The sequence below is a fragment of the Agarivorans sp. genome, from assembly GCF_050295395.1.
Lineage (GTDB): Bacteria > Pseudomonadota > Gammaproteobacteria > Enterobacterales > Celerinatantimonadaceae > Agarivorans.
In genome coordinates this window covers 19,856-37,998 of sequence record NZ_JBNKPP010000148.1, presented here as the reverse complement: position 1 = coordinate 37,998, position 18,143 = coordinate 19,856, and the positions used below count along the sequence as shown (strand labels likewise).

Sequence of the window (18,143 nt, the reverse complement as noted above, 5' to 3'; positions counted from 1 at the left end):
GGGTTAATGGGCCTGTTTCGATAACGATGCGATCATAATGCTGACGCAGCCCCTGTAACAACAATTTGAATTTCTTTGAGGCCAACAGCGACGTGGAATGACGATCAATTAAACCTGCAGTTAAAACATCAAAGCCTAATTGATTATCGCGATGAATACATTGCGAAACACTATGGGTTCTCGACAACAAGTGAGTCAAGCCGGGCTGGGACAGTGAATAACTTAAATAGCTAGATACTGAAGCACGGCGCAAATCGGCATCAATCAATAATACTCTTTCGACATCACAACATGCCGACGCTGTTTGTATGCTTAAACTGGTTTTTCCTTCGCCTTCTATGGCTGAAGTAAACATCACCACCTGCCCACGGCTGGATAACATCTGTAAGCGGGCCCGCATAGAACGAAGTGGCTCCCCCAACCAAGGGTGCACTCCCTGACGTAGCCATTTATGATTACGCACCTTAACCCGGGGAATTTCTGCAACCACCTCAACATCCAAAGCGTCTTCTAATTGCTCTACACTAGAGAAGGTTCGAGACATGGCTTGTTTTAACAGTACCAATAGCGAACCCAGTAAGGCTGAAAACAAGCCAGCCAACACTACCAGCATCACCTTTTGCGGCTTTATCGCCACCTCGGGCAACCGGGCTCGGTCAACCAATTGGGTGTAACCACGGTTGTAGCCCTCTAAGGCTTCGAGCGCTCGGAATTTCTCTAAAAAGGTATGATACAAACGAGCATTACTCTCTAACTCACGATTGAGCTGTTTAAACTGCTCATCTTGTTCAGTAAAGTTTTGATACGCTTGTTGAGCCAAACGCAAGCGCTCTGATAGCGCTTGTTCTTGCGCCGCGGCCAATTGATATTGTTTGTCTAGCTCGAACAACGTCGTTTGCCCCAGCGACAGCAGCGTCGACTCCAACCGAATAATTTCTTCAGCCATGGCTAAATGCCGAGTATCACTAGGCGTTAAACGCTGAGTTATTTCTGCTTGTTGGCGCTTCAATCCACTTAGGCGTAGACCAAGCTCACTCAGCTCTGGTGGTATCGAAATACCCACCAAAGTAGCCACTTGCTCGGGTTGTTGTTGCAGCGTAGATTTAACCAACATCAAGGCTGAGCGAGCTTCAGCCTTATCGCGCTGAGCAGCCAACTGGGCAGAGATAAGCTGTTGTAGATCGCTAAGCATGGTATTGGCGTTACCCTTAGCATCGGCTTGAACGTGTTGCTGTAAATAGCTTTGTAGCGCTAGTTCAGAAGACTGTAAAGCCGCCTCCAAACCTTGTAATTCCTTTAATAACCATGCGATTGATTGCCCTGTAGCGCGTTCACTGGAGTGACGTTGATAATCAATATAGGCTTCTGCTACCGCAACAGACACCTGTTGAGCCAGTAATCTATCCCAACTTTGAAAACGAATATCGACCAAATGACTATTGGCCACCGGTGAGATAGCTAAACGCTGCTTAAAAGCCCTTAATAACTGCGTCTCGCTTAGTGCGGAGTTAAGCTTAAATTGGCTGCTATACCCCAAACTTAGGATTTGCCACCAGTATTCCCAAGGCGTAAGCGCTTGGCGTAAAAATTCTGGGTGATGCTGTAAGTTGAGCTTATCTATCACCGACAGGGCAATCTGCTCCGAGCGCAATATTTCAATCTCGGTATTAAAATAAAGTTCGGCCTGAGAGCTGGCTTGATAGTTAACTTGAGGAGAGGCTAGCTTGGCGGGGCTATAAGTAATCAGCAACCTCGAAGAGGCTTGATATACTGCGGGTAGGGCCGTCACATATAACATAGTCAACAGCAAGGTGAGCATAACCAGCAAGACAATATTTAACTTAGCTTGCCACAAGCTGCTAAAGAGCCGGCGAAATGCAAACTTTTGGTATTCCTTATCCCGTACCTGTTGCTGTCCTTGCATGAACTTAGCTATTCATTCCCAACCAATAACACTTACTTAAGCAAACGATACTGCCAGCTCACTCGGTGACTTGCAATTAGGAAATATAGCAATTGAGTAAAACTACAACAATTTATACTGCAAACAGCCTTAATAACATAACTATTAGTAGATTTGATAACGAAAAAAGGCTCCTATAAAGGAGCCTTTTTCATCGTTTTTAAAGCTTAGGCTTTAACTACTACGTCTACCAAAGTCCAAGACTTAGTCTTAGAGATAGGAGCACATTCTCTGATAGTAACGATATCGCCTTCAGCGGCAACATTCGCTTCATCATGAGCGTGTAGTTTAGTAGTACGCTTGGTGTATTTACCGTAGATAGGGTGTTTAACCTGGCGCTCAATAGCAACAACAATAGACTTGTCCATTTTGTCGCTAACTACTTTACCTTGCAATGTACGGATATCGCTCATTACGCACCTGCCTTCTGATTCAGAATTGTTTTCACACGCGCGATATCGCGACGTACGTTTTTAAGCAAGTGAGTTTGGGCTAATTGACCAGTACTTGCTTGCATACGCAAGTTGAATTGCTCACGAAGCAGGTTTAGTAGCTCAGCTTTAAGCTCTTCAACACTTTTTTGTTTAAGTTCGTTCGCTGTCATTACATCACCGTCCGCGTTACAAAAGTGGTGCTAATAGGTAACTTACGCGCAGCTAGCTCGAAAGCTTCGCGAGCAAGACCTTCTGAAACGCCGTCCATTTCATACAGAACTTTGCCTGGCTGAATTTGGGCTACCCAGTATTCCACGTTACCTTTACCTTTACCCATACGCACTTCAAGAGGCTTTTGAGTAATAGGTTTGTCTGGGAATACACGGATCCAGATTTTACCTTGACGTTTGATGTGACGAGTCATCGCACGACGTGCTGCTTCGATTTGACGAGCAGTAAGACGGCCACGACCAGTCGCTTTCAATCCGAAGTCACCAAAAGACACATTTTGTCCTTTGCCTAAACCACGGTTACGACCAGTGTGTTGCTTACGGAATTTAGTACGTTTTGGTTGTAACATTCCCGGTTCTCCTATTTAGCGTTGCGCTTGTTACCGCGCTTCGGCTTAGCAGGAGCTTCAGGAGCTGCAGCCACTGGCATACCGCCAAGTACTTCGCCTTTAAAGATCCAAACTTTAACGCCGATGATACCGTAAGTAGTCAACGCTTCTGAAGTTGAGTAATCGATGTCAGCACGTAAAGTGTGTAGAGGTACACGACCTTCACGGTACCATTCAGCACGGGCAATTTCTGCACCGCCTAAACGACCACTAACTTGAACCTTGATACCTTTAGCTCCTAGACGCATTGCGTTTTGAACAGCGCGCTTCATCGCACGACGGAACATAACACGACGTTCTAGTTGGCTAGAGATAGAATCTGCTACTAATTTAGCGTCTAACTCAGGCTTACGAACTTCTGAGATGTTGATTTGCGCAGGTACGCCCGCTAATTTAGCGACGTTCTGACGTAGTTTTTCAACATCTTCACCTTTTTTACCAATAACAACACCTGGACGAGCAGTGTGAATAGTTACACGAATGCTCTTAGCAGGACGTTCAATGGTAATGCGAGATACAGAAGCGCTTTTCAATTCTTTAGTTAAGAATTGACGCACTTTGTGGTCGCTGAAAAGGTTGTCTGCGTATTCACCTTTATCGGCATACCAGGTTGAATTCCATGGTTTTACGATACCTAGGCGAATACCATTAGGATGTACTTTCTGACCCATTGCTTATCTCCTAGTTATCAGATACAACCACAGTAATGTGGCTGGTACGCTTGATAATACGGTCGGCTCGGCCTTTCGCTCGAGGACGAATACGCTTGAGAGTTGGACCATCATCAACGAAGATTTTGGCTACTTTCAACTCATCAATATCAGCACCTTCGTTGTGCTCAGCGTTAGCAATGGCAGATTCTAGAACTTTCTTAACAAGTCCTGCTGCTTTCTTGCTGCTGAATTGCAACGTAACAAGTGCTTTTTCAACTGGTAGACCACGTACTTGATCTGCAACCAGGCGAGCCTTCTGCGCAGAACCACGAGCAAAACGATGTTTAGCTAAAGCTTCCATTATTTAGACTCCTACTTCTTCTTCGCTTTCTTATCAGCAGCATGGCCGCGATAAGTACGAGTTGGCGCGAATTCACCCAGTTTATGACCGATCATTTCATCGGTAACAAATACTGGAACGTGCTGACGACCATTATGGACAGCGATGGTCAAACCGATCATTTGTGGAATGATCATTGAGCGACGAGACCAAGTTTTCAATGGTTTCTTGTCCCCGCTTTCCACCGCTTTCTCTACCTTCTTCAACAAGTGTAGGTCAATGAATGGACCCTTCTTGAGAGAACGTGGCATGGCGATTCCCCTTATTTCTTAGAACGACGGCGTACGATATATTGATCCGTACTCTTATTTTTACGAGTTTTGTAACCTTTGGTTGGTACACCCCATGGTGTTACAGGATGACGGCCACCAGAAGTACGACCTTCACCACCACCGTGTGGGTGATCAACAGGGTTCATTACCACACCGCGAACGGTAGGACGAACACCACGCCAGCGCGTTGCACCAGCTTTACCAAGTTTACGTAGCATATGTTCAGCATTACCTACTTCGCCCAAAGTTGCGCGACAATCAGATAATACTTTACGCATTTCACCACTACGTAGACGCAAAGTTACGTAAGAACCATCACGCGCAACGATTTGAGCGTAAGCGCCAGCAGAACGTGCTAATTGAGCACCTTTACCAGGCTTCATTTCAATCGCATGCACAGTAGAACCTACAGGCATGTTGCGCATTGGTAGACAGTTACCCGCTTCGATAGGTGCATCAATACCTGTCATTAACGGAGTACCTGCTTTAACACCCTTAGGTGCTAGAATGTAGCGACGCTCACCATCAGCAAACAATACCAAAGCAATGTTTGCGCTGCGGTTTGGATCGTATTCAATACGCTCTACTTTTGCAGGGATGCCGTCTTTGTCGTTACGTTTGAAGTCAATCAAACGGTAGTGTTGTTTGTGACCACCACCGATATGACGAACGGTAATAACACCGCGGTTATTACGACCGCCAGACTTAGACTTACTTTCCAATAAAGGAGCGTAAGGCTTGCCTTTGTGCAGGTCAGGGTTAACCACTTTAACAACGTGGCGACGACCAGCAGATGTAGGCTTACATTTTGCAATAGCCATTTAAGATAACTCCTCTTACTCTGCGGCGCCGGTGAAGTCGATGTCTGCACCTTCAGCTAAGGTTACATACGCCTTCTTCACGTCGTTACGGCGACCGAAACGTGCTCCATGACGTTTGGTTTTACCTTTTTGGTTCAAGGTAGTAACACCAGTCACTTCAACTTCGAATAGTTTTTCAACTGCAGCTTTGATTTCTGCTTTAGTTGCATCTTTCACAACTTTGAAAACGATAGTGTTATCGGCTTCAGCAGACATAGTGCTCTTTTCAGAGATATGTGGAGCTACTAGTACTTTCAACAAACGTTCTTCGCTGATCATGCTAACCACTCCTCAATTTGTTTAACTGCATCAGCAGTTACCAACACTTTGTCAAAGGCAATTAAGCTAACTGGGTCAATACCAGCTACATCACGTACGTCTACTTTATATAGGTTACGTGCGGCCAAGAATAAGTTTTCATCAACTTCAGGAGTCACGATTAAAACGTCACTCAAATCGAAGTCTTTCAACTTAGCTACTAATTCTTTAGTTTTTGGCGCTTCAACAGCGAATTTTTCAACCACAATCAAACGGTCTTGACGAACCAATTCAGACAAGATGCTGCGGATAGCACCGCGGTACATTTTCTTGTTAACTTTTTGGCTGTGATCTTGAGGCTTAGCAGCAAACGTTACGCCACCGCTACGCCAAATTGGGCTACGAATTGTACCGGCACGTGCACGGCCTGTACCTTTCTGACGCCATGGTTTCTTACCACCACCTGATACTTCAGAACGTGTTTTTTGAGCGCGAGTTCCCTGGCGAGAAGCTGCAGCGTATGCAGTTACCACCTGGTGAATCAAGGCTTCGTTAAAGTCACGTCCGAAGGTAGTTTCGGAAACTTCAAGAGCGCTTTGCGCGTCTTTCAATACCAATTCCATTACTATCTCCTAACGTTACGCTTTAACAGCAGGTTTAATGATCACGTCGCCATTGGTAGCGCCAGGTACGGCACCTTTAACCAAAATTAGGTTACGCTCAACATCAACACGTACAACATCTAGGTTTTGCGTAGTTACACGCTCAGCACCCATATGTCCGGCCATCTTCTTGCCTTTGAATACTTTACCTGGGCTTTGGTTTTGACCAATAGAACCAGGAGCACGGTGGCTCAAAGAGTTACCGTGAGTAAAATCTTGGGTAGCGAAGTTCCAGCGTTTAACACCGCCTTGGAAACCTTTACCTTTAGAAGTACCAGTAACGTCTACTTTCTTAACTTCATTGAACAAGTCAACTTTTAGCTCATCAGCTACGTTCACTTCTTCACCTTCACCGTCTGCTAGACGGAATTCCCACAGGCCGCGACCCGCATCAACACCAGCTTTAGCGAATTGACCCGCTTCTGGTTTGTTAACACGGCTTGCTTTTTTAGTGCCGGTGGTCACTTGTAGAGCACGGTAACCGTCGCTTTCCTCAGTGATTACACGAGTAACGCGGTTTGGCTCACATTCGATTACGGTAACTGGAATTGATACACCATCTTCAGTGAAGATGCGGGTCATTCCAACTTTACGACCGATTAGACCAATCATTGTAAAAACCTCTTATATAGTCAGACTTAGGCTTAGCCCAAGCTGATTTGCACATCTACACCAGCAGCAAGGTCAAGACGCATCAAAGCGTCAACTGTTTTATCAGTTGGCTCTACGATGTCTACAAGACGTTTGTGGGTGCGAATTTCATACTGGTCACGCGCGTCTTTGTTAACGTGCGGAGATACTAGTACGGTGTAACGCTCTTTACGAGTAGGTAGTGGAATTGGACCACGAACCTGAGCGCCAGTGCGTTTGGCAGTTTCTACGATTTCCGCAGTAGATTGATCGATCAGACGGTGATCGAATGCTTTCAAGCGGATTCGAATTCTTTGGTTCTGCATTGACAGAGCTCCAAATAAAAAATAAAAGAACCTAACACACACCAACGACATCCGATTCCAATATCTGGGGATGGTAGTGCATGCGACGAGTAACGTTTGCTTCCAAATCGGAAGCACTGTTAGTTCCTAACCACCTAAGTGGTTAAGCAATATAAGTTGTCGAAACAACTCAGCCACTTTATTCAGTGAGCGGCGGTATTATACTTAAGCGATGGTAAAAAACAAGCTGTTCTACAAAATTTGTTTATTTGCTAAACAGCCCCGCGAACCTTTAACCAGCTCGCAAAACCTTCCTTGATGTAAGCTTATAATATTTATCGATAAGTGCTAGGCAGGATAGCTATGAATCACCAATCCAGCTTGTTAGTTCTCAGTCGTAAGCAATGGGCCCATTCGTTAAAGGATAATAACTATCCTTGGCAATTATGTGTTTGCGAGGATCTCCCTTCCGAGCAAGCTCGGCAACAATCTCATTACGCGATGATCATCGTTGAACTGTCTTGGTTTATTCAGCCGCAATTTACCAAAGACTTTCAAACGCTAATGCAGCAAGACTGTACCGATAACTCAAAAATAGTTTTTTACGCCGACGAGCTAGTGAGCACAGCTCAGCTGATAGAGTTGGTTAACCTTTTTTCGCCAGTATATATTCACCAAGCCGATGACTGTCAGCACCAACTTAGTCAGCAACTTCAACGCTACTGGCCGACTCACACACAATCCCACCAACAATGGTTAGAACAACAACTCGCCGCCACGGTGGCCCAGTTTAGAGCGCATTTTTTTGATTATACTGCGCTTAGCGACCAGCAACTTTCAGAGAAAGTTATTTCTGCACTTTATGCTTTCTTTAAGGATAATGACGAGGATCACCTTTGTCGCACCTACAGCGCTAACCACATTTTAACTCAAGAGGGGCAAGCCAATCGTTTTTTATGGTTTATCGCCAAGGGCGAGGTGGTATTACGCAAACAACAAGACCAGCAAAGTTTAGAAGTGGCGCGAATGAAAGCGGGTTCGTTGGTGGGGGGGATGTCTTTTGTCACCGGAGAGCAAGCCTTTACCAGTGCTATCACTACCATGAAAACCGCGGTGATTAAATTAGACAAAGCCACCTTCGCTAAGGTCTTAGACTCGAGTAACCAGTTACTGCCTTTATTTACCAATTTGCTGCTGCGCCATTTCAACCGACGGCTGCAAAAGAGTATACAAACCAAACTCACTCTGCAAACCACGCTCAGCTCATTAGACTCAGCCCACCAGCAACTCATCGAGAAAGAAAAAATGGCGGTACTAGGGCAACTGATAGCAGGCGTGGCCCATGAGCTCAATAATCCTGTAGCAGCGATAATTCGCGGCAGTGATACTATCGCTAAGCAGATCCCGTTGGTACTCAAGCACCAGCTATCTGCGCCGCAAGAGCAACTCGGCCAACAGTTACTTGAAGCAGCGTTTACCCTCACGCCGATGTCCACCAGCGAAATTCGCCAGCGTAGCAAGCAAGCCTGCGAACTATTTGGCAACCCTATCGCCGCGAGAAAAGCGGTGAGTATTGGCTTAGATAGGCCGGACTTACGTCAGCAATATTTAGACTGTTGTGATGGTGAACAAGGTGCTCTGATCGATGCCCTTGCCCGCTACCATCAAATCGGCAATTTCTTACGCAATATTCAAGTCTGTGCTAGCCGGATTGCCGAGTTAGTCAAAGGTTTGAAACACTATGCGGGTCAGGATCCCGAGCAACCGGTGTTGGCCGATATCAACGACGGCATTGCCGAAACTTTAGTGATACTAGAGAACCGACTACGCGGCTTCGATGTTGAATGCCACTATGGCATTCTGCCAGTCTACCGTTGTCACCCGATAGCCTTGCAACAAGTTTGGACCAACTTAATAGCTAACGCGCTAGACGCCATGGGCACGCGAGGCAAGCTCAACATTACTAGCCGCTACGTAGAAGCGTCACCAAGTTATATCTCGGTAGTCATTGAAGACAATGGGCCCGGCATCAGCCCTAAACTGATCAAAAAAATATTTGAATTAAATTTTACCACCAAACGAGAAGGCAACTTTGGCTTAGGCATTGGCCTCACCGTGTGCCAACAAATCGTGGCACAACATTTAGGTAGAATTGAGGTGGAATCAGAGCAAGGACAGTTTACTCGTTTCACCATTACTTTACCCTTGAACCACCAATAGGACTTAAAGGAGTCTGATCATGGAGCAATTACTGATTTTATGTGTAGATGATGAGCGTGAAGTACTCGATAGCGTACTTAGCGATATCGCCTCTTTAAGCCCCCCCTTCACTATCGATGGAGCAGAGAGCGTAGCCGAAGCGCGGGAAGTGATCAGCGAATTTGAAGCGCAGGGTGGCAAACTAGCCTTGATTCTCGCCGACCATATTATGCCCGATGAATTAGGTATCGATTTTCTTATCGACCTCAACCACAGCAGCAACAACGAAACGGCCCAGAAAATTCTATTAACTGGTCAAGCGGGATTGCACGATACCATTGAAGCGATCAACCGCGGTGGCTTAAATTATTATTTAGCCAAACCATGGTCAGCCGAAGAATTGCTTAGCATCGTCAAAGAAAAGCTCACCGATTATGTACTCAGCTACAGCGATAACCCGATGCCTTATGCCCAAGTCTTAGATGGTGAGCGAATTTTTAGTCATATGTCTCAACACCGCTTAGAAATGCCAAAAACCTAACTTGGTGCAGGGCATCAAGCCAGTTTATAGCGCAACCAAGTTCAGCCAAGGCTAATTTGGTTGCTTAGTTCATAAATTCACCAATGAAGCGAATTTTATTGGCCAGCTAAGTGCTTTAGTAACTCGGTAATCGGCATTGGTTTGCCTAAGTAAAAACCTTGAGCTTGGCGACAACCAATTTTTCTTAATACCTTCAGTTGGCTTTCGGTTTCCACCCCTTCGGCAACAATATTAATCCGAAAGCTGTTAGCCATAGCAATAACTGCGCATACGATGGTCTTAGAACGCGCATCGTGTTCCAGCTCGGCCACAAAACTACGATCGATTTTGATCTCATCCACGGTCAGATCTTTAAGCATGGCTAAGGAGGTATAGCCGGTGCCAAAGTCATCAATTGATATACTTAAGCCACGCGCTTGTAGCTGAGAAATCACTTCCACACTCTTGCGCATATCGGTAAGGGTAGCCGTTTCGGTGATTTCTAAACGAACATATTGGGCAAAGTCAGGATAGCTTTCGATGAAACTACTCAGCGAATTCATCTCTTCGGTATTATTAAATTCAGTGGCAGATACATTCACCGCAACGTGGTTTAGCACCCCACTTAACAAACCAGACGCAAGTAACTCTTCGGCGGCCTTGGCGATGACCAATTTAGAAATAGCCGAACTTAAACCATTCTCTTCGGCTAAGGGAATAAATACGTCCGGCGCAATCAAACCATGTAGTGGATGATTCCAACGCACCAATACTTCGACACCGTTGCAACTCAACCCCTCCAACTCATATTTAGGCTGATAAACCACGTATAAACTTCGGTCGGCAATCGCCTCTCGTAAATCAAGCACTAACTGGCGGCGCTGCATGGCTCGTTCGCTTAAGGTTCTATCATGATAGATAATCGTATTGCGCTGTTGTTTGGCCACATTCAGCGCCTGAGATGCAGAAATCATCATTTCTTTGGCATTGTTACCATCACTAGGAAACAACGCAACTCCCACCGAGCAACTGACATCGATACCATAACGCTGACCACTTAGAGAGCATAAACGCTGTACTTCTCGCATTCGTGTTTCCACTTCAGAGATGTCTTCGATAATCGCGAAACAGGCAAATTGATCGGCATGTAAACGGGAGACAAATGAACCGGGCAAAGCCGACTTAAGCAAGGCTTTGGCGGTATCCTGCAGCAAAGTGTCAGCCCGCTCAAAACCTAGCTCTTCATTAATTTGCTTAAAATCATCAATATCAAGATAAGCAACAAATAAACGTTCACTGCTGTTCAACTGAGAAAGAGTGGCATTCAGTGTGCGAATGAACATGTTCAAGCTATGTAAGCCGGTGAGACTATCCATATCATCAGCTTTTTGTAACGCTCGATTATCTCTCAGCACTAAAATAAGCAACAACACAGCGGTAGTAACAACAAAAGCCAGTCCTTTATAGGTTTGGGCTAAAGCTCGTAGCTGCGCACTGTCAAATAACCACTCCACAGCCATGTCTGAAAACAATATCCACAGAGCAGAAAAGCCAGCATAAACTAGCGTTACTTTAACAGCGGAAGTTACAGCCCTATTCATGCTTCATAAGATCCTCAATAACGACCAAAATATTACGTGCACTAACCATCTAAACAGTAGCAAACACTGGCCACTAAGCTAGTCGCCTCGTAGCACTTATTCTCCCAGTAACAAGGTCTGCACAGATTTACTCATGTTTGCGACCACTAAACCGTAAGAATTGTCGATCAAGCCAAAGACTTGTTGCTCTGCATCACTACCATCAAAATAGAGACTCAGCCAATGGCGTTTATTCATGTGGTAAGCCCGATGAATAGCGGGAAAAATATCTGTCAGCGCATCAATTTGTTCTGGTTGGCACTTAAGATTGATAAACATGTCCCCATCTCGCCACCCTACCAAGGCAAACATCTTTCCCCTTATCTTAAACACTGGAATATCCGGAGCAAAGGGATACTCCAACTTAGCTTCAGTTTTAGCCAAGAGATATGCTGCTAATTGAGAATAATCCATGCACTTCCCCTAATGACTAAAATAACAAAGCCAGTAGCATACTGCGACTGGCTTTGTAGTGATTCCTCAAGCTTGGCTAACCAAAAATTAGGCTACGCTTTGCTTATGAATCAAGTGGCTATTGTCCAGAATAAACTCTAGAGCCACCTCATCACAAGCATGCTGGCGTGGACAAATATCACAATCTTTCATTACTTTCTCAGGCAGTAAGCTTTTCGACGTTGGACTAAAGCCCAGCTTCATGAAGAACTCCGGTACTCGTGTTAATACAAACACTTTCTCGATCTCCATTTTCTTCGCCTTTTTCATGAGATGCTGCACCATGGCACGTCCCTGACCTAAACGTTGAGAGCCAGGGTAAACACCTAAAGAACGAATTTCCGCCAAGCCAGTGTCGTATAAATAGAGCGACGCACAACCGGTCACCTTGCCAGCTTGCTCACTAACGGTAAAGTCACCAATGGCTTGCACTAGCTCAGGACGAGGCCGCGGTAAGTTTTCACCCGCTTGAGACCAATAATTCACCATCTCTTCAATGTTGTCTAAATCGGTCATACGTGCAGAGCGCACATACAGGCCCTTAACATTGCGTTTTGATAAGCGTATTTCAGCTTCGGTTAAGGCATGTTCTACTTGTTCTGGCGCTACTCCACCTAAGGCTTGGCGCTTGGCCAGCGTCGACTCTAAAGACAAGTTTGGATAGACGTCCTGTTCTATCTCTGGTGCTAACTCTTTAAACTCTGCCAAACTTAGTTCTTCCAGCGGTACGCCTTTCTCTATCGCTTTTACCACGGCAATACCCACAATGTGGTGGGCCTCGCGGAAAGGAATGCCCTTAGCTACCAAGTAATCGGCCAACTCGGTGGCATTAGAGTAACCACCTTTAGCCGCTTCAATGGTTGTCTCTTCATGCACTTGCATATCATCAAGCACCAACTCGGCCATGGCTAAACAATCACCCCAAGTATCCAAAGCGTCGAATAGACCTTCTTTGTCTTCTTGCATGTCTTTGTTATAGGCCAAAGGGAGCGCTTTAAGGGTCATCATAATGCCCGATAAAGAGCCATATACTCGCCCGGCCTTACCACGGATTAACTCCAATGCATCGGGGTTTTTCTTCTGCGGCATCAGTGACGAACCAGAGGTCACTTGATCAGATAAGTCGAGGAAAGCCGACTCACCCGAATTATAAAAAATTAAATCTTCGGCCATGCGGCTTAAGTGGATCATGCTAATCGAGGCGGTAGAAATCAGCTCAACCACATGGTCTCGGTCAGATACTGAATCTAAGCTGTTGCGGGTGGCGCGACGAAAGCCAAGATCTTTAGCAATTTGCTGACGGTCCATTGGGTAAGCAGTACCGGCTAAGGCACCACAACCAAGTGGGCACACATCTAAACGGCTTAGCGCATCTTGTAGGCGCGAATAATCCCGTTCAAACATTTCAACATAAGCCATTGCCCAATGAGAAAAGGTGACGGGTTGAGCACGCTGTAAGTGAGTATAACCAGGCAGCACAGTATGTTGCTGCTGACGAGCAAACTTCACTAGCTTTTGCTGTAGCTTGTCTAAGTGCTCTAATAACTCAACACCCTGACCTTTACACCACAGTTTTAAGTCGGTGGCGACTTGGTCATTACGGCTACGACCGGTGTGTAGTTTTTTACCAAGATCACCCACTCGCTGAATCAACTGAGTTTCAACCCATGAGTGAATATCTTCTGCATCGCTGCCAAGAATTTGTTGGGGGTTTTCGGCAACTTGCTTGCCCAGATCTAATAGCGCTTCTTCTAATTTGCTTTGTTCATCTTGATTAAGCACGCCAACACTTAATAAGGCCTTAGACCAAGCAATAGAGCCAGTGATGTCCTGTTCCGCTAAGCGGTAATCAAAACGTAAAGAATCGTTGAACTGCTTAAATCTGGTATCTGCAGCTTGGCTAAAACGCCCACCCCACAATGCCATTTTTCTCTCCATTTATTATTGCAAAGACCTCAGCGCAATTTGCAGCTGAGGCCCAAGTATTTCTTACTTAATAACGTCAGCTAATCTTATTTACTGTTTAGCGCGCGGATCCGACTGGCTAGAGAGTATAAACGAATAAAGCCTTCAGCGTGTTTTTGATCGTAAACCTGATCTTCCCCAAAGGTGGCAAACTCTTCAGAGTACAAGCTATTTGGAGAGCGTTTTTGTACCGCAACCGCTTGGCCTTTATATAGCTTAACCACAACTTCGCCATTGGCATCGGCAGCCAAAGCTTCAGAAGAGGCTAACAGTGACTTACACAAAGGGGTAAACCAACGACCGTCGTACACCAAATGTGCCATCTCTTGGCCTACTTTTTCACGCCAAATACGTGAAGTTTTATCGAGTACCAATTCTTCAATAGCACGTAGCGCGGCAACAATCACCGTGCCCCCCGGAGTTTCATAACAACCACGAGACTTCATACCAACGGTACGGTTTTCAGTAATGTCGATACGGCCTACACCGTGCGCCGCAGCAATTTCATTTAGCTTCATTACCACTTGGTAAGGGCTAAGCGCTTCATCATTAACCGCTACCACACGACCTTGTTCAACTTTAAGGCTAACGTATTCTGGTTCATTTGGCGCATCAACGGGGTCAACCGTTAAAGTCCAAACACCTTTACTTGGCTCGTTCCAAGGGTCTTCTAGTTCACCACCTTCGTGAGAAATGTGCCAAGCATTAGCATCGCGGCTGTAAATTTTAGTTGCAGAAGCGGTGGTTGGAATGTTGCGCTCGGCTAGGTAATCCAGTAGATCTTCACGGCTCTCCATATCCCATTCACGCCATGGAGCGATAACGGTAAGCTCGGGTGCTAGCGCGGCAAAGCAGCTTTCAAAACGAATTTGGTCATTACCTTTACCAGTACAACCATGACACACGGCATCGGCGCCCACTTTACGGGCCACTTCTACTTGCGCTTTAGCAATAATTGGACGCGCCATAGAAGTACCCAATAGATAAGTACCTTCGTACACAGCACCGGTTGCAATAGTAGGGTAGATGTAATCAGCAACAAACTCTTCTTTTAGGTCAACAATGTGACACTCAGAAGCACCCGAAGCTAAGGCTTTTTCTTCTAAGCCCACTAGTTCTTCTGCGCCTTGGCCCACATCGGCACAAAAAGCCACAATTTCACAGTTGTTGTAGGTTTCTTTCAACCAAGGGATGATGGCCGAGGTATCTAGGCCGCCGGAGTATGCTAATACAACTTTTTTGATATCTGACATCGTAAAATTCCTTGTTTAACTCAACAAATAGCTGAGCTGCTTTTAACTTAATAAACTAACTAAAACGGCGTTTTGGGCGTGCATGCGGTTTTCAGCTTGATCAAAAATCAGCGACTGCGGACCATCCATCACTTCCGAGGTTATTTCCAACTCGCGGTGCGCAGGTTGGCAGTGCAACACATGGTTGATACCACATTGCTGCAACAAATTCTGGTTAATTTGATAAGCGATAAACTTATCTTTCACAGATTGCAAGGGAGTGTCATCCCCCATTGAAACCCAAGTATCTCCATACACTACATCGTAGCCTTTAATATCTTCGATTTTATCGCTAACCACAATCTTGCCGCCATGAATTTTGGCCAGCGCTTGGGCTTTTTGTACTACTTGCGCATCCGGACTTGAGCCTAGTGGGCAGATCGCCGCCACTTCCATACCTAAAATGGCGCCCCCCAGTAACAGTGAATGGGTGACATTATTACCATCACCGATATAAGCCAATTTCACTTTGCTTAGGTCAGAGTAATGTTCACTGATGGTTTGAAAATCAGCCAAGCCCTGACAAGGATGGTATAAGTCACACAGTGAATTAATAATCGGCACCGAGGCGTGCTCACGCAGAGTTAGCAAGGTTTTATGAGAAAATACCCGCGCCACAATGGCATCGGCCCAACGAGTGATATTGGACGCGAAATCTTTGACACTTTCGCGCTCGCCCATGGCACCGTTTTGTTGATCGAGGTACACCGCGTGGCCGCCCAAACGATTAATCCCGATATCAAAGGTAACGCGAGTTCGTAATGAGGGTTTTTCAAAAAGGGTCACGACACTTTTTCCAGCCAGTGTTTGACCATAATCTGCGGGAGATGTTTTTATCTTGGCTGCTAATTCTAGCAGACCCAAAATTTGTTCTTGAGTTAGTTCCTGTAGACTAAGCAGGTGCTTAAAATCACTCATTACTTTTCCTTAAACGCTTACTTGAGTCCCAACCGACTCGCCATTATATGTTTGACCAGCGAGTAAGCTGGCTAATTTTGCTGGGTCTTTCCAAGACGCCAATGCCACCGCACTGTTGAGAAACGCTGCCGCTTCCAGCGCCGCTTTCACCTTAACGCTCATGCCATCGGTAATTACGCCGTCGGCAATCAGTTGCTCGGCCAAAGCACTGTCTAATTGAGCGATTAACTGTTTGTTTTGATCCAATACGCCAGCCACATCAGATAACAGCACCAACTGCCCTTGCAACAACTTACAAATCGCTAATGCCGCTTGATCGGCATTCACATTGTACAGTTCGCCATCGTCACCAATACCAATAGAGCTTATCACTGGCACATGGCCCTGCTCAATTAAACTAGTCAACAATGCTGGGTTGCCTTCAGTGGCCTCACCCACATGCCCCAAACGTGGGTCCATGGCGCTCACCTTACAGCTGCCCGCATCACTTAAACACAGGCCCACCGCAGATAGTCCTGACTTTAAGGCTTGCGCTAACAGCAACTTATTACTGGTACCCGCCAAGGCTCCCACCACATAGGGAATTTGCTCTTTTGGGGTAACTCGTAAACCATCGAGTTTCTCTGAAACAAAGCCCATTTTGCTGAGTACGTCTTCAACTACCACGCCACCACCATGCACTAATACGATGGCTTGCTTAACTTGTTGTAAGGCTACAAATAGGTTGTTTAATGCTTCGGCGTTATTTAATACCGCCCCGCCTAACTTAATCACTAATGGTTTCATATTCAGCCTTAAATTAGCGCTTCGCTAACGGCAAAACCGTTACGAATATTGACACATTGAATTGCCTGGCTCGCCGCCCCTTTTAGTAGGTTGTCTTCAGCCGATACCACGATTAAATCGTCGCCTTGCTGCTGCCACGCCAAATCAATAAACGGAGTATGTTCTACTTTACTGATGGCCGGCCACTGCCCTTCTAAAATGCGCACAATATTCTGATCCGCATAAGCTTGCTGATAAGCCTGATTAACCTGCTGCTCGGTAGTGCCGGCTTTTAAGCAAATATTCATGGTGGCTAAAATGCCCCGTTTAAAGTTCCCCAAGTGCGGAGTAAAAATAACGGGGTGGCCAAGATGAGCCTCAATTTCAGGGTGATGACGGTGAGTAAATACACCATAAGGCGCCAAGCTTACTTCGTAAAAAGAAGTAGTAAGAGAAGCCTTACGCCCCGCCCCACTGACACCACTGGTGGCGTTTATGACCACCTTACTGGCGGAGTCAATTAGCCCGGCTTCCACTAAGGGTTTTAGAGCCGTTAAGGCGGCAGTGGGGTAACAGCCTGCCACCGCCACTAAATCCGTTTGTTTAATTTGCTCAGCATTCCATTCAGCCAAGCCGTATACCGCCTGCTCTAACAACTCGGGAAATTGATGAGTAAAGCCGTAGAAGTTTTGATAAAACTCGGCGCTGTTTACGCGAAATGCACCGGATAAATCAAATACCTGACAGCCAGCTTGCAAGAAGCTAGCGGCTAAGTCATGGCTCACTTCGTGAGCGGTGGCTAACAACACGACATCTACATCAGCAAACCGCTGGGCAATATCAGCCACAATTAAAGGCTGTACTGGCAAGTCGACAACACCACGTAACTTACCATGTAAGCTAGATAAGGGTTTACCGGCATCTACACTATTTTCAGATACATATAAACCGGCCAATTGTAAGTGTGAATGACGGCTCACATAGCCGGCTAACTCGGCTCCTGTGTAGCCACTTGCCCCAACAATCGCTGTTTTTAACATGTTGTATATTCCTCGAATCCTGCTCTTCGGATGTCACACATCCCCGCCAAATGTGAATAAAACTGTTGATTTATTCAGCGTTCAAATATGCCACATCTTCACTATAAGCGGAGCATAACATAGGCATTGATTTATGCAATAAAAATGAATTTTTATTTAACATTAATCAAATCTATCATTACAATAGATAAGTTATAAGTAACTAGCGGTTCTATTAGCCGGTTTTAAGACTTATAGTTAAAGGCTGAACTGACGCAGACATGCCTCTTAAAATGTAATTAAATTACACTTTTTG

Annotated in this window: 21 protein-coding genes; 2 read left to right on the top strand and 19 right to left on the bottom strand. The window is 45.7% G+C overall.

Translation table 11 applies throughout. From position 1 onward, the window contains the following. The 12 genes from ACQY6Q_RS08675 to rpsJ all read right to left on the bottom strand — a co-directional run. Positions 1–1,924 (bottom strand): GumC family protein (locus tag ACQY6Q_RS08675; RefSeq protein WP_427980239.1); only part of this gene is annotated, 1,924 nt, incomplete at its 3' end. Positions 1,925–2,130: 206 nt separating this feature from the next. Beyond that, positions 2,131–2,376 (bottom strand): 30S ribosomal protein S17, encoded by a 246-nt coding sequence (gene rpsQ / locus ACQY6Q_RS08670; protein ID WP_427980237.1) that lies wholly within the window; start codon positions 2,374–2,376, stop codon positions 2,131–2,133. Continuing rightward, complete coding sequence (rpmC, locus tag ACQY6Q_RS08665; RefSeq protein WP_427980235.1) at positions 2,376–2,567, bottom strand: 50S ribosomal protein L29; 192 nt, start codon at positions 2,565–2,567, stop codon at positions 2,376–2,378. The genes rpsQ and rpmC overlap by 1 nt, the downstream gene beginning before the upstream one ends. After that, positions 2,567–2,977: a 50S ribosomal protein L16 gene (rplP, locus tag ACQY6Q_RS08660; protein ID WP_016403501.1), complete on the bottom strand. Its 411-nt coding sequence runs from the start codon at positions 2,975–2,977 to the stop codon at positions 2,567–2,569. Before rplP ends, rpmC begins: the two co-directional genes overlap by 1 nt. A gap of 11 nt (positions 2,978–2,988) precedes the next feature. Beyond that, the gene (gene rpsC / locus ACQY6Q_RS08655; RefSeq protein WP_427980232.1) at positions 2,989–3,687 is read right to left on the bottom strand and encodes a 30S ribosomal protein S3; all 699 of its coding nucleotides are present in this window, start codon (positions 3,685–3,687) and stop codon (positions 2,989–2,991) included. A gap of 10 nt (positions 3,688–3,697) precedes the next feature. Beyond that, a complete protein-coding gene (rplV, locus tag ACQY6Q_RS08650; RefSeq protein WP_055732968.1) occupies positions 3,698–4,030 on the bottom strand; it encodes a 50S ribosomal protein L22 in 333 nt (110 codons plus the stop codon). A gap of 11 nt (positions 4,031–4,041) precedes the next feature. After that, entirely contained in the window at positions 4,042–4,320 is a 279-nt protein-coding gene (gene rpsS / locus ACQY6Q_RS08645) for a 30S ribosomal protein S19 (RefSeq protein WP_026959667.1), read from the bottom strand. A gap of 11 nt (positions 4,321–4,331) precedes the next feature. Then, on the bottom strand, positions 4,332–5,162 hold the full coding sequence (gene rplB, locus ACQY6Q_RS08640; protein ID WP_427980229.1) for a 50S ribosomal protein L2: 831 nt from the start codon (positions 5,160–5,162) through the stop codon (positions 4,332–4,334). Between the two features lie 15 nt (positions 5,163–5,177). Beyond that, positions 5,178–5,480, bottom strand: a complete 303-nt coding sequence (rplW, locus tag ACQY6Q_RS08635; RefSeq protein ID WP_055732970.1) for a 50S ribosomal protein L23 — start codon at positions 5,478–5,480, stop codon at positions 5,178–5,180. After that, a complete protein-coding gene (rplD, locus tag ACQY6Q_RS08630) occupies positions 5,477–6,082 on the bottom strand; it encodes a 50S ribosomal protein L4 (protein ID WP_055732971.1) in 606 nt (201 codons plus the stop codon). The genes rplW and rplD overlap by 4 nt, the downstream gene beginning before the upstream one ends. A gap of 15 nt (positions 6,083–6,097) precedes the next feature. Next, positions 6,098–6,733, bottom strand: a complete 636-nt coding sequence (gene rplC, locus ACQY6Q_RS08625) for a 50S ribosomal protein L3 (RefSeq protein ID WP_427980227.1) — start codon at positions 6,731–6,733, stop codon at positions 6,098–6,100. A 32-nt stretch (positions 6,734–6,765) separates the two neighbouring features. Next, entirely contained in the window at positions 6,766–7,077 is a 312-nt protein-coding gene (gene rpsJ, locus ACQY6Q_RS08620) for a 30S ribosomal protein S10 (RefSeq protein ID WP_014290685.1), read from the bottom strand. 342 nt (positions 7,078–7,419) lie between these two features. Here rpsJ and ACQY6Q_RS08615 point away from each other — a divergent pair, with 342 nt between their 5' ends. Continuing rightward, positions 7,420–9,276: an ATP-binding protein gene (locus ACQY6Q_RS08615; RefSeq protein ID WP_427980224.1), complete on the top strand. Its 1,857-nt coding sequence runs from the start codon at positions 7,420–7,422 to the stop codon at positions 9,274–9,276. A gap of 19 nt (positions 9,277–9,295) precedes the next feature. Then, on the top strand, positions 9,296–9,796 hold the full coding sequence (locus ACQY6Q_RS08610) for a response regulator (RefSeq protein WP_427980222.1): 501 nt from the start codon (positions 9,296–9,298) through the stop codon (positions 9,794–9,796). Between the two features lie 95 nt (positions 9,797–9,891). Here the strand turns inward: ACQY6Q_RS08610 and ACQY6Q_RS08605 are convergent, their stop codons facing one another. The 7 genes from ACQY6Q_RS08605 to argC form a co-directional block, all read right to left on the bottom strand. Next, the gene (locus tag ACQY6Q_RS08605) at positions 9,892–11,376 is read right to left on the bottom strand and encodes a putative bifunctional diguanylate cyclase/phosphodiesterase (RefSeq protein WP_427980220.1); all 1,485 of its coding nucleotides are present in this window, start codon (positions 11,374–11,376) and stop codon (positions 9,892–9,894) included. Positions 11,377–11,472: 96 nt separating this feature from the next. Next, entirely contained in the window at positions 11,473–11,829 is a 357-nt protein-coding gene (locus ACQY6Q_RS08600; RefSeq protein WP_427980218.1) for an MmcQ/YjbR family DNA-binding protein, read from the bottom strand. 87 nt (positions 11,830–11,916) lie between these two features. Beyond that, positions 11,917–13,794, bottom strand: a complete 1,878-nt coding sequence (gene argH / locus ACQY6Q_RS08595; protein WP_427980216.1) for an argininosuccinate lyase — start codon at positions 13,792–13,794, stop codon at positions 11,917–11,919. Between the two features lie 86 nt (positions 13,795–13,880). Then, entirely contained in the window at positions 13,881–15,086 is a 1,206-nt protein-coding gene (locus tag ACQY6Q_RS08590) for an argininosuccinate synthase (RefSeq protein ID WP_427980214.1), read from the bottom strand. Between the two features lie 42 nt (positions 15,087–15,128). Then, positions 15,129–16,043, bottom strand: a complete 915-nt coding sequence (locus ACQY6Q_RS08585; protein ID WP_427980212.1) for an ornithine carbamoyltransferase — start codon at positions 16,041–16,043, stop codon at positions 15,129–15,131. Between the two features lie 9 nt (positions 16,044–16,052). Further along, positions 16,053–16,829, bottom strand: coding sequence for an acetylglutamate kinase (argB, locus tag ACQY6Q_RS08580; protein WP_055732979.1), 777 nt, complete (start codon positions 16,827–16,829; stop codon positions 16,053–16,055). An 8-nt stretch (positions 16,830–16,837) separates the two neighbouring features. Next, positions 16,838–17,848, bottom strand: a complete 1,011-nt coding sequence (gene argC, locus ACQY6Q_RS08575) for an N-acetyl-gamma-glutamyl-phosphate reductase (RefSeq protein ID WP_427980208.1) — start codon at positions 17,846–17,848, stop codon at positions 16,838–16,840. Between the last annotated feature and the right edge of the window lie 295 nt (positions 17,849–18,143).

Coding starts and splice junctions, on each gene's coding strand:
- rplD (WP_055732971.1), bottom strand. CDS start 6,082: ATGGAATTGGTATTGAAAGACGCGCAAAGCGCTCTTGAAGTTTCCGAA.
- rplB (WP_427980229.1), bottom strand. CDS start 5,162: ATGGCTATTGCAAAATGTAAGCCTACATCTGCTGGTCGTCGCCACGTT.
- rpsQ (WP_427980237.1), bottom strand. CDS start 2,376: ATGAGCGATATCCGTACATTGCAAGGTAAAGTAGTTAGCGACAAAATG.
- argB (WP_055732979.1), bottom strand. CDS start 16,829: ATGAAACCATTAGTGATTAAGTTAGGCGGGGCGGTATTAAATAACGCC.
- rplC (WP_427980227.1), bottom strand. CDS start 6,733: ATGATTGGTCTAATCGGTCGTAAAGTTGGAATGACCCGCATCTTCACT.
- rpsS (WP_026959667.1), bottom strand. CDS start 4,320: ATGCCACGTTCTCTCAAGAAGGGTCCATTCATTGACCTACACTTGTTG.
- rplW (WP_055732970.1), bottom strand. CDS start 5,480: ATGATCAGCGAAGAACGTTTGTTGAAAGTACTAGTAGCTCCACATATC.
- ACQY6Q_RS08590 (WP_427980214.1), bottom strand. CDS start 15,086: ATGTCAGATATCAAAAAAGTTGTATTAGCATACTCCGGCGGCCTAGAT.
- argH (WP_427980216.1), bottom strand. CDS start 13,794: ATGGCATTGTGGGGTGGGCGTTTTAGCCAAGCTGCAGATACCAGATTT.
- ACQY6Q_RS08605 (WP_427980220.1), bottom strand. CDS start 11,376: ATGAATAGGGCTGTAACTTCCGCTGTTAAAGTAACGCTAGTTTATGCT.
- argC (WP_427980208.1), bottom strand. CDS start 17,848: ATGTTAAAAACAGCGATTGTTGGGGCAAGTGGCTACACAGGAGCCGAG.
- rplV (WP_055732968.1), bottom strand. CDS start 4,030: ATGGAAGCTTTAGCTAAACATCGTTTTGCTCGTGGTTCTGCGCAGAAG.
- rpmC (WP_427980235.1), bottom strand. CDS start 2,567: ATGACAGCGAACGAACTTAAACAAAAAAGTGTTGAAGAGCTTAAAGCT.
- rplP (WP_016403501.1), bottom strand. CDS start 2,977: ATGTTACAACCAAAACGTACTAAATTCCGTAAGCAACACACTGGTCGT.
- ACQY6Q_RS08600 (WP_427980218.1), bottom strand. CDS start 11,829: ATGGATTATTCTCAATTAGCAGCATATCTCTTGGCTAAAACTGAAGCT.
- ACQY6Q_RS08585 (WP_427980212.1), bottom strand. CDS start 16,043: ATGAGTGATTTTAAGCACCTGCTTAGTCTACAGGAACTAACTCAAGAA.
- rpsC (WP_427980232.1), bottom strand. CDS start 3,687: ATGGGTCAGAAAGTACATCCTAATGGTATTCGCCTAGGTATCGTAAAA.
- ACQY6Q_RS08610 (WP_427980222.1), top strand. CDS start 9,296: ATGGAGCAATTACTGATTTTATGTGTAGATGATGAGCGTGAAGTACTC.
- ACQY6Q_RS08615 (WP_427980224.1), top strand. CDS start 7,420: ATGAATCACCAATCCAGCTTGTTAGTTCTCAGTCGTAAGCAATGGGCC.
- rpsJ (WP_014290685.1), bottom strand. CDS start 7,077: ATGCAGAACCAAAGAATTCGAATCCGCTTGAAAGCATTCGATCACCGT.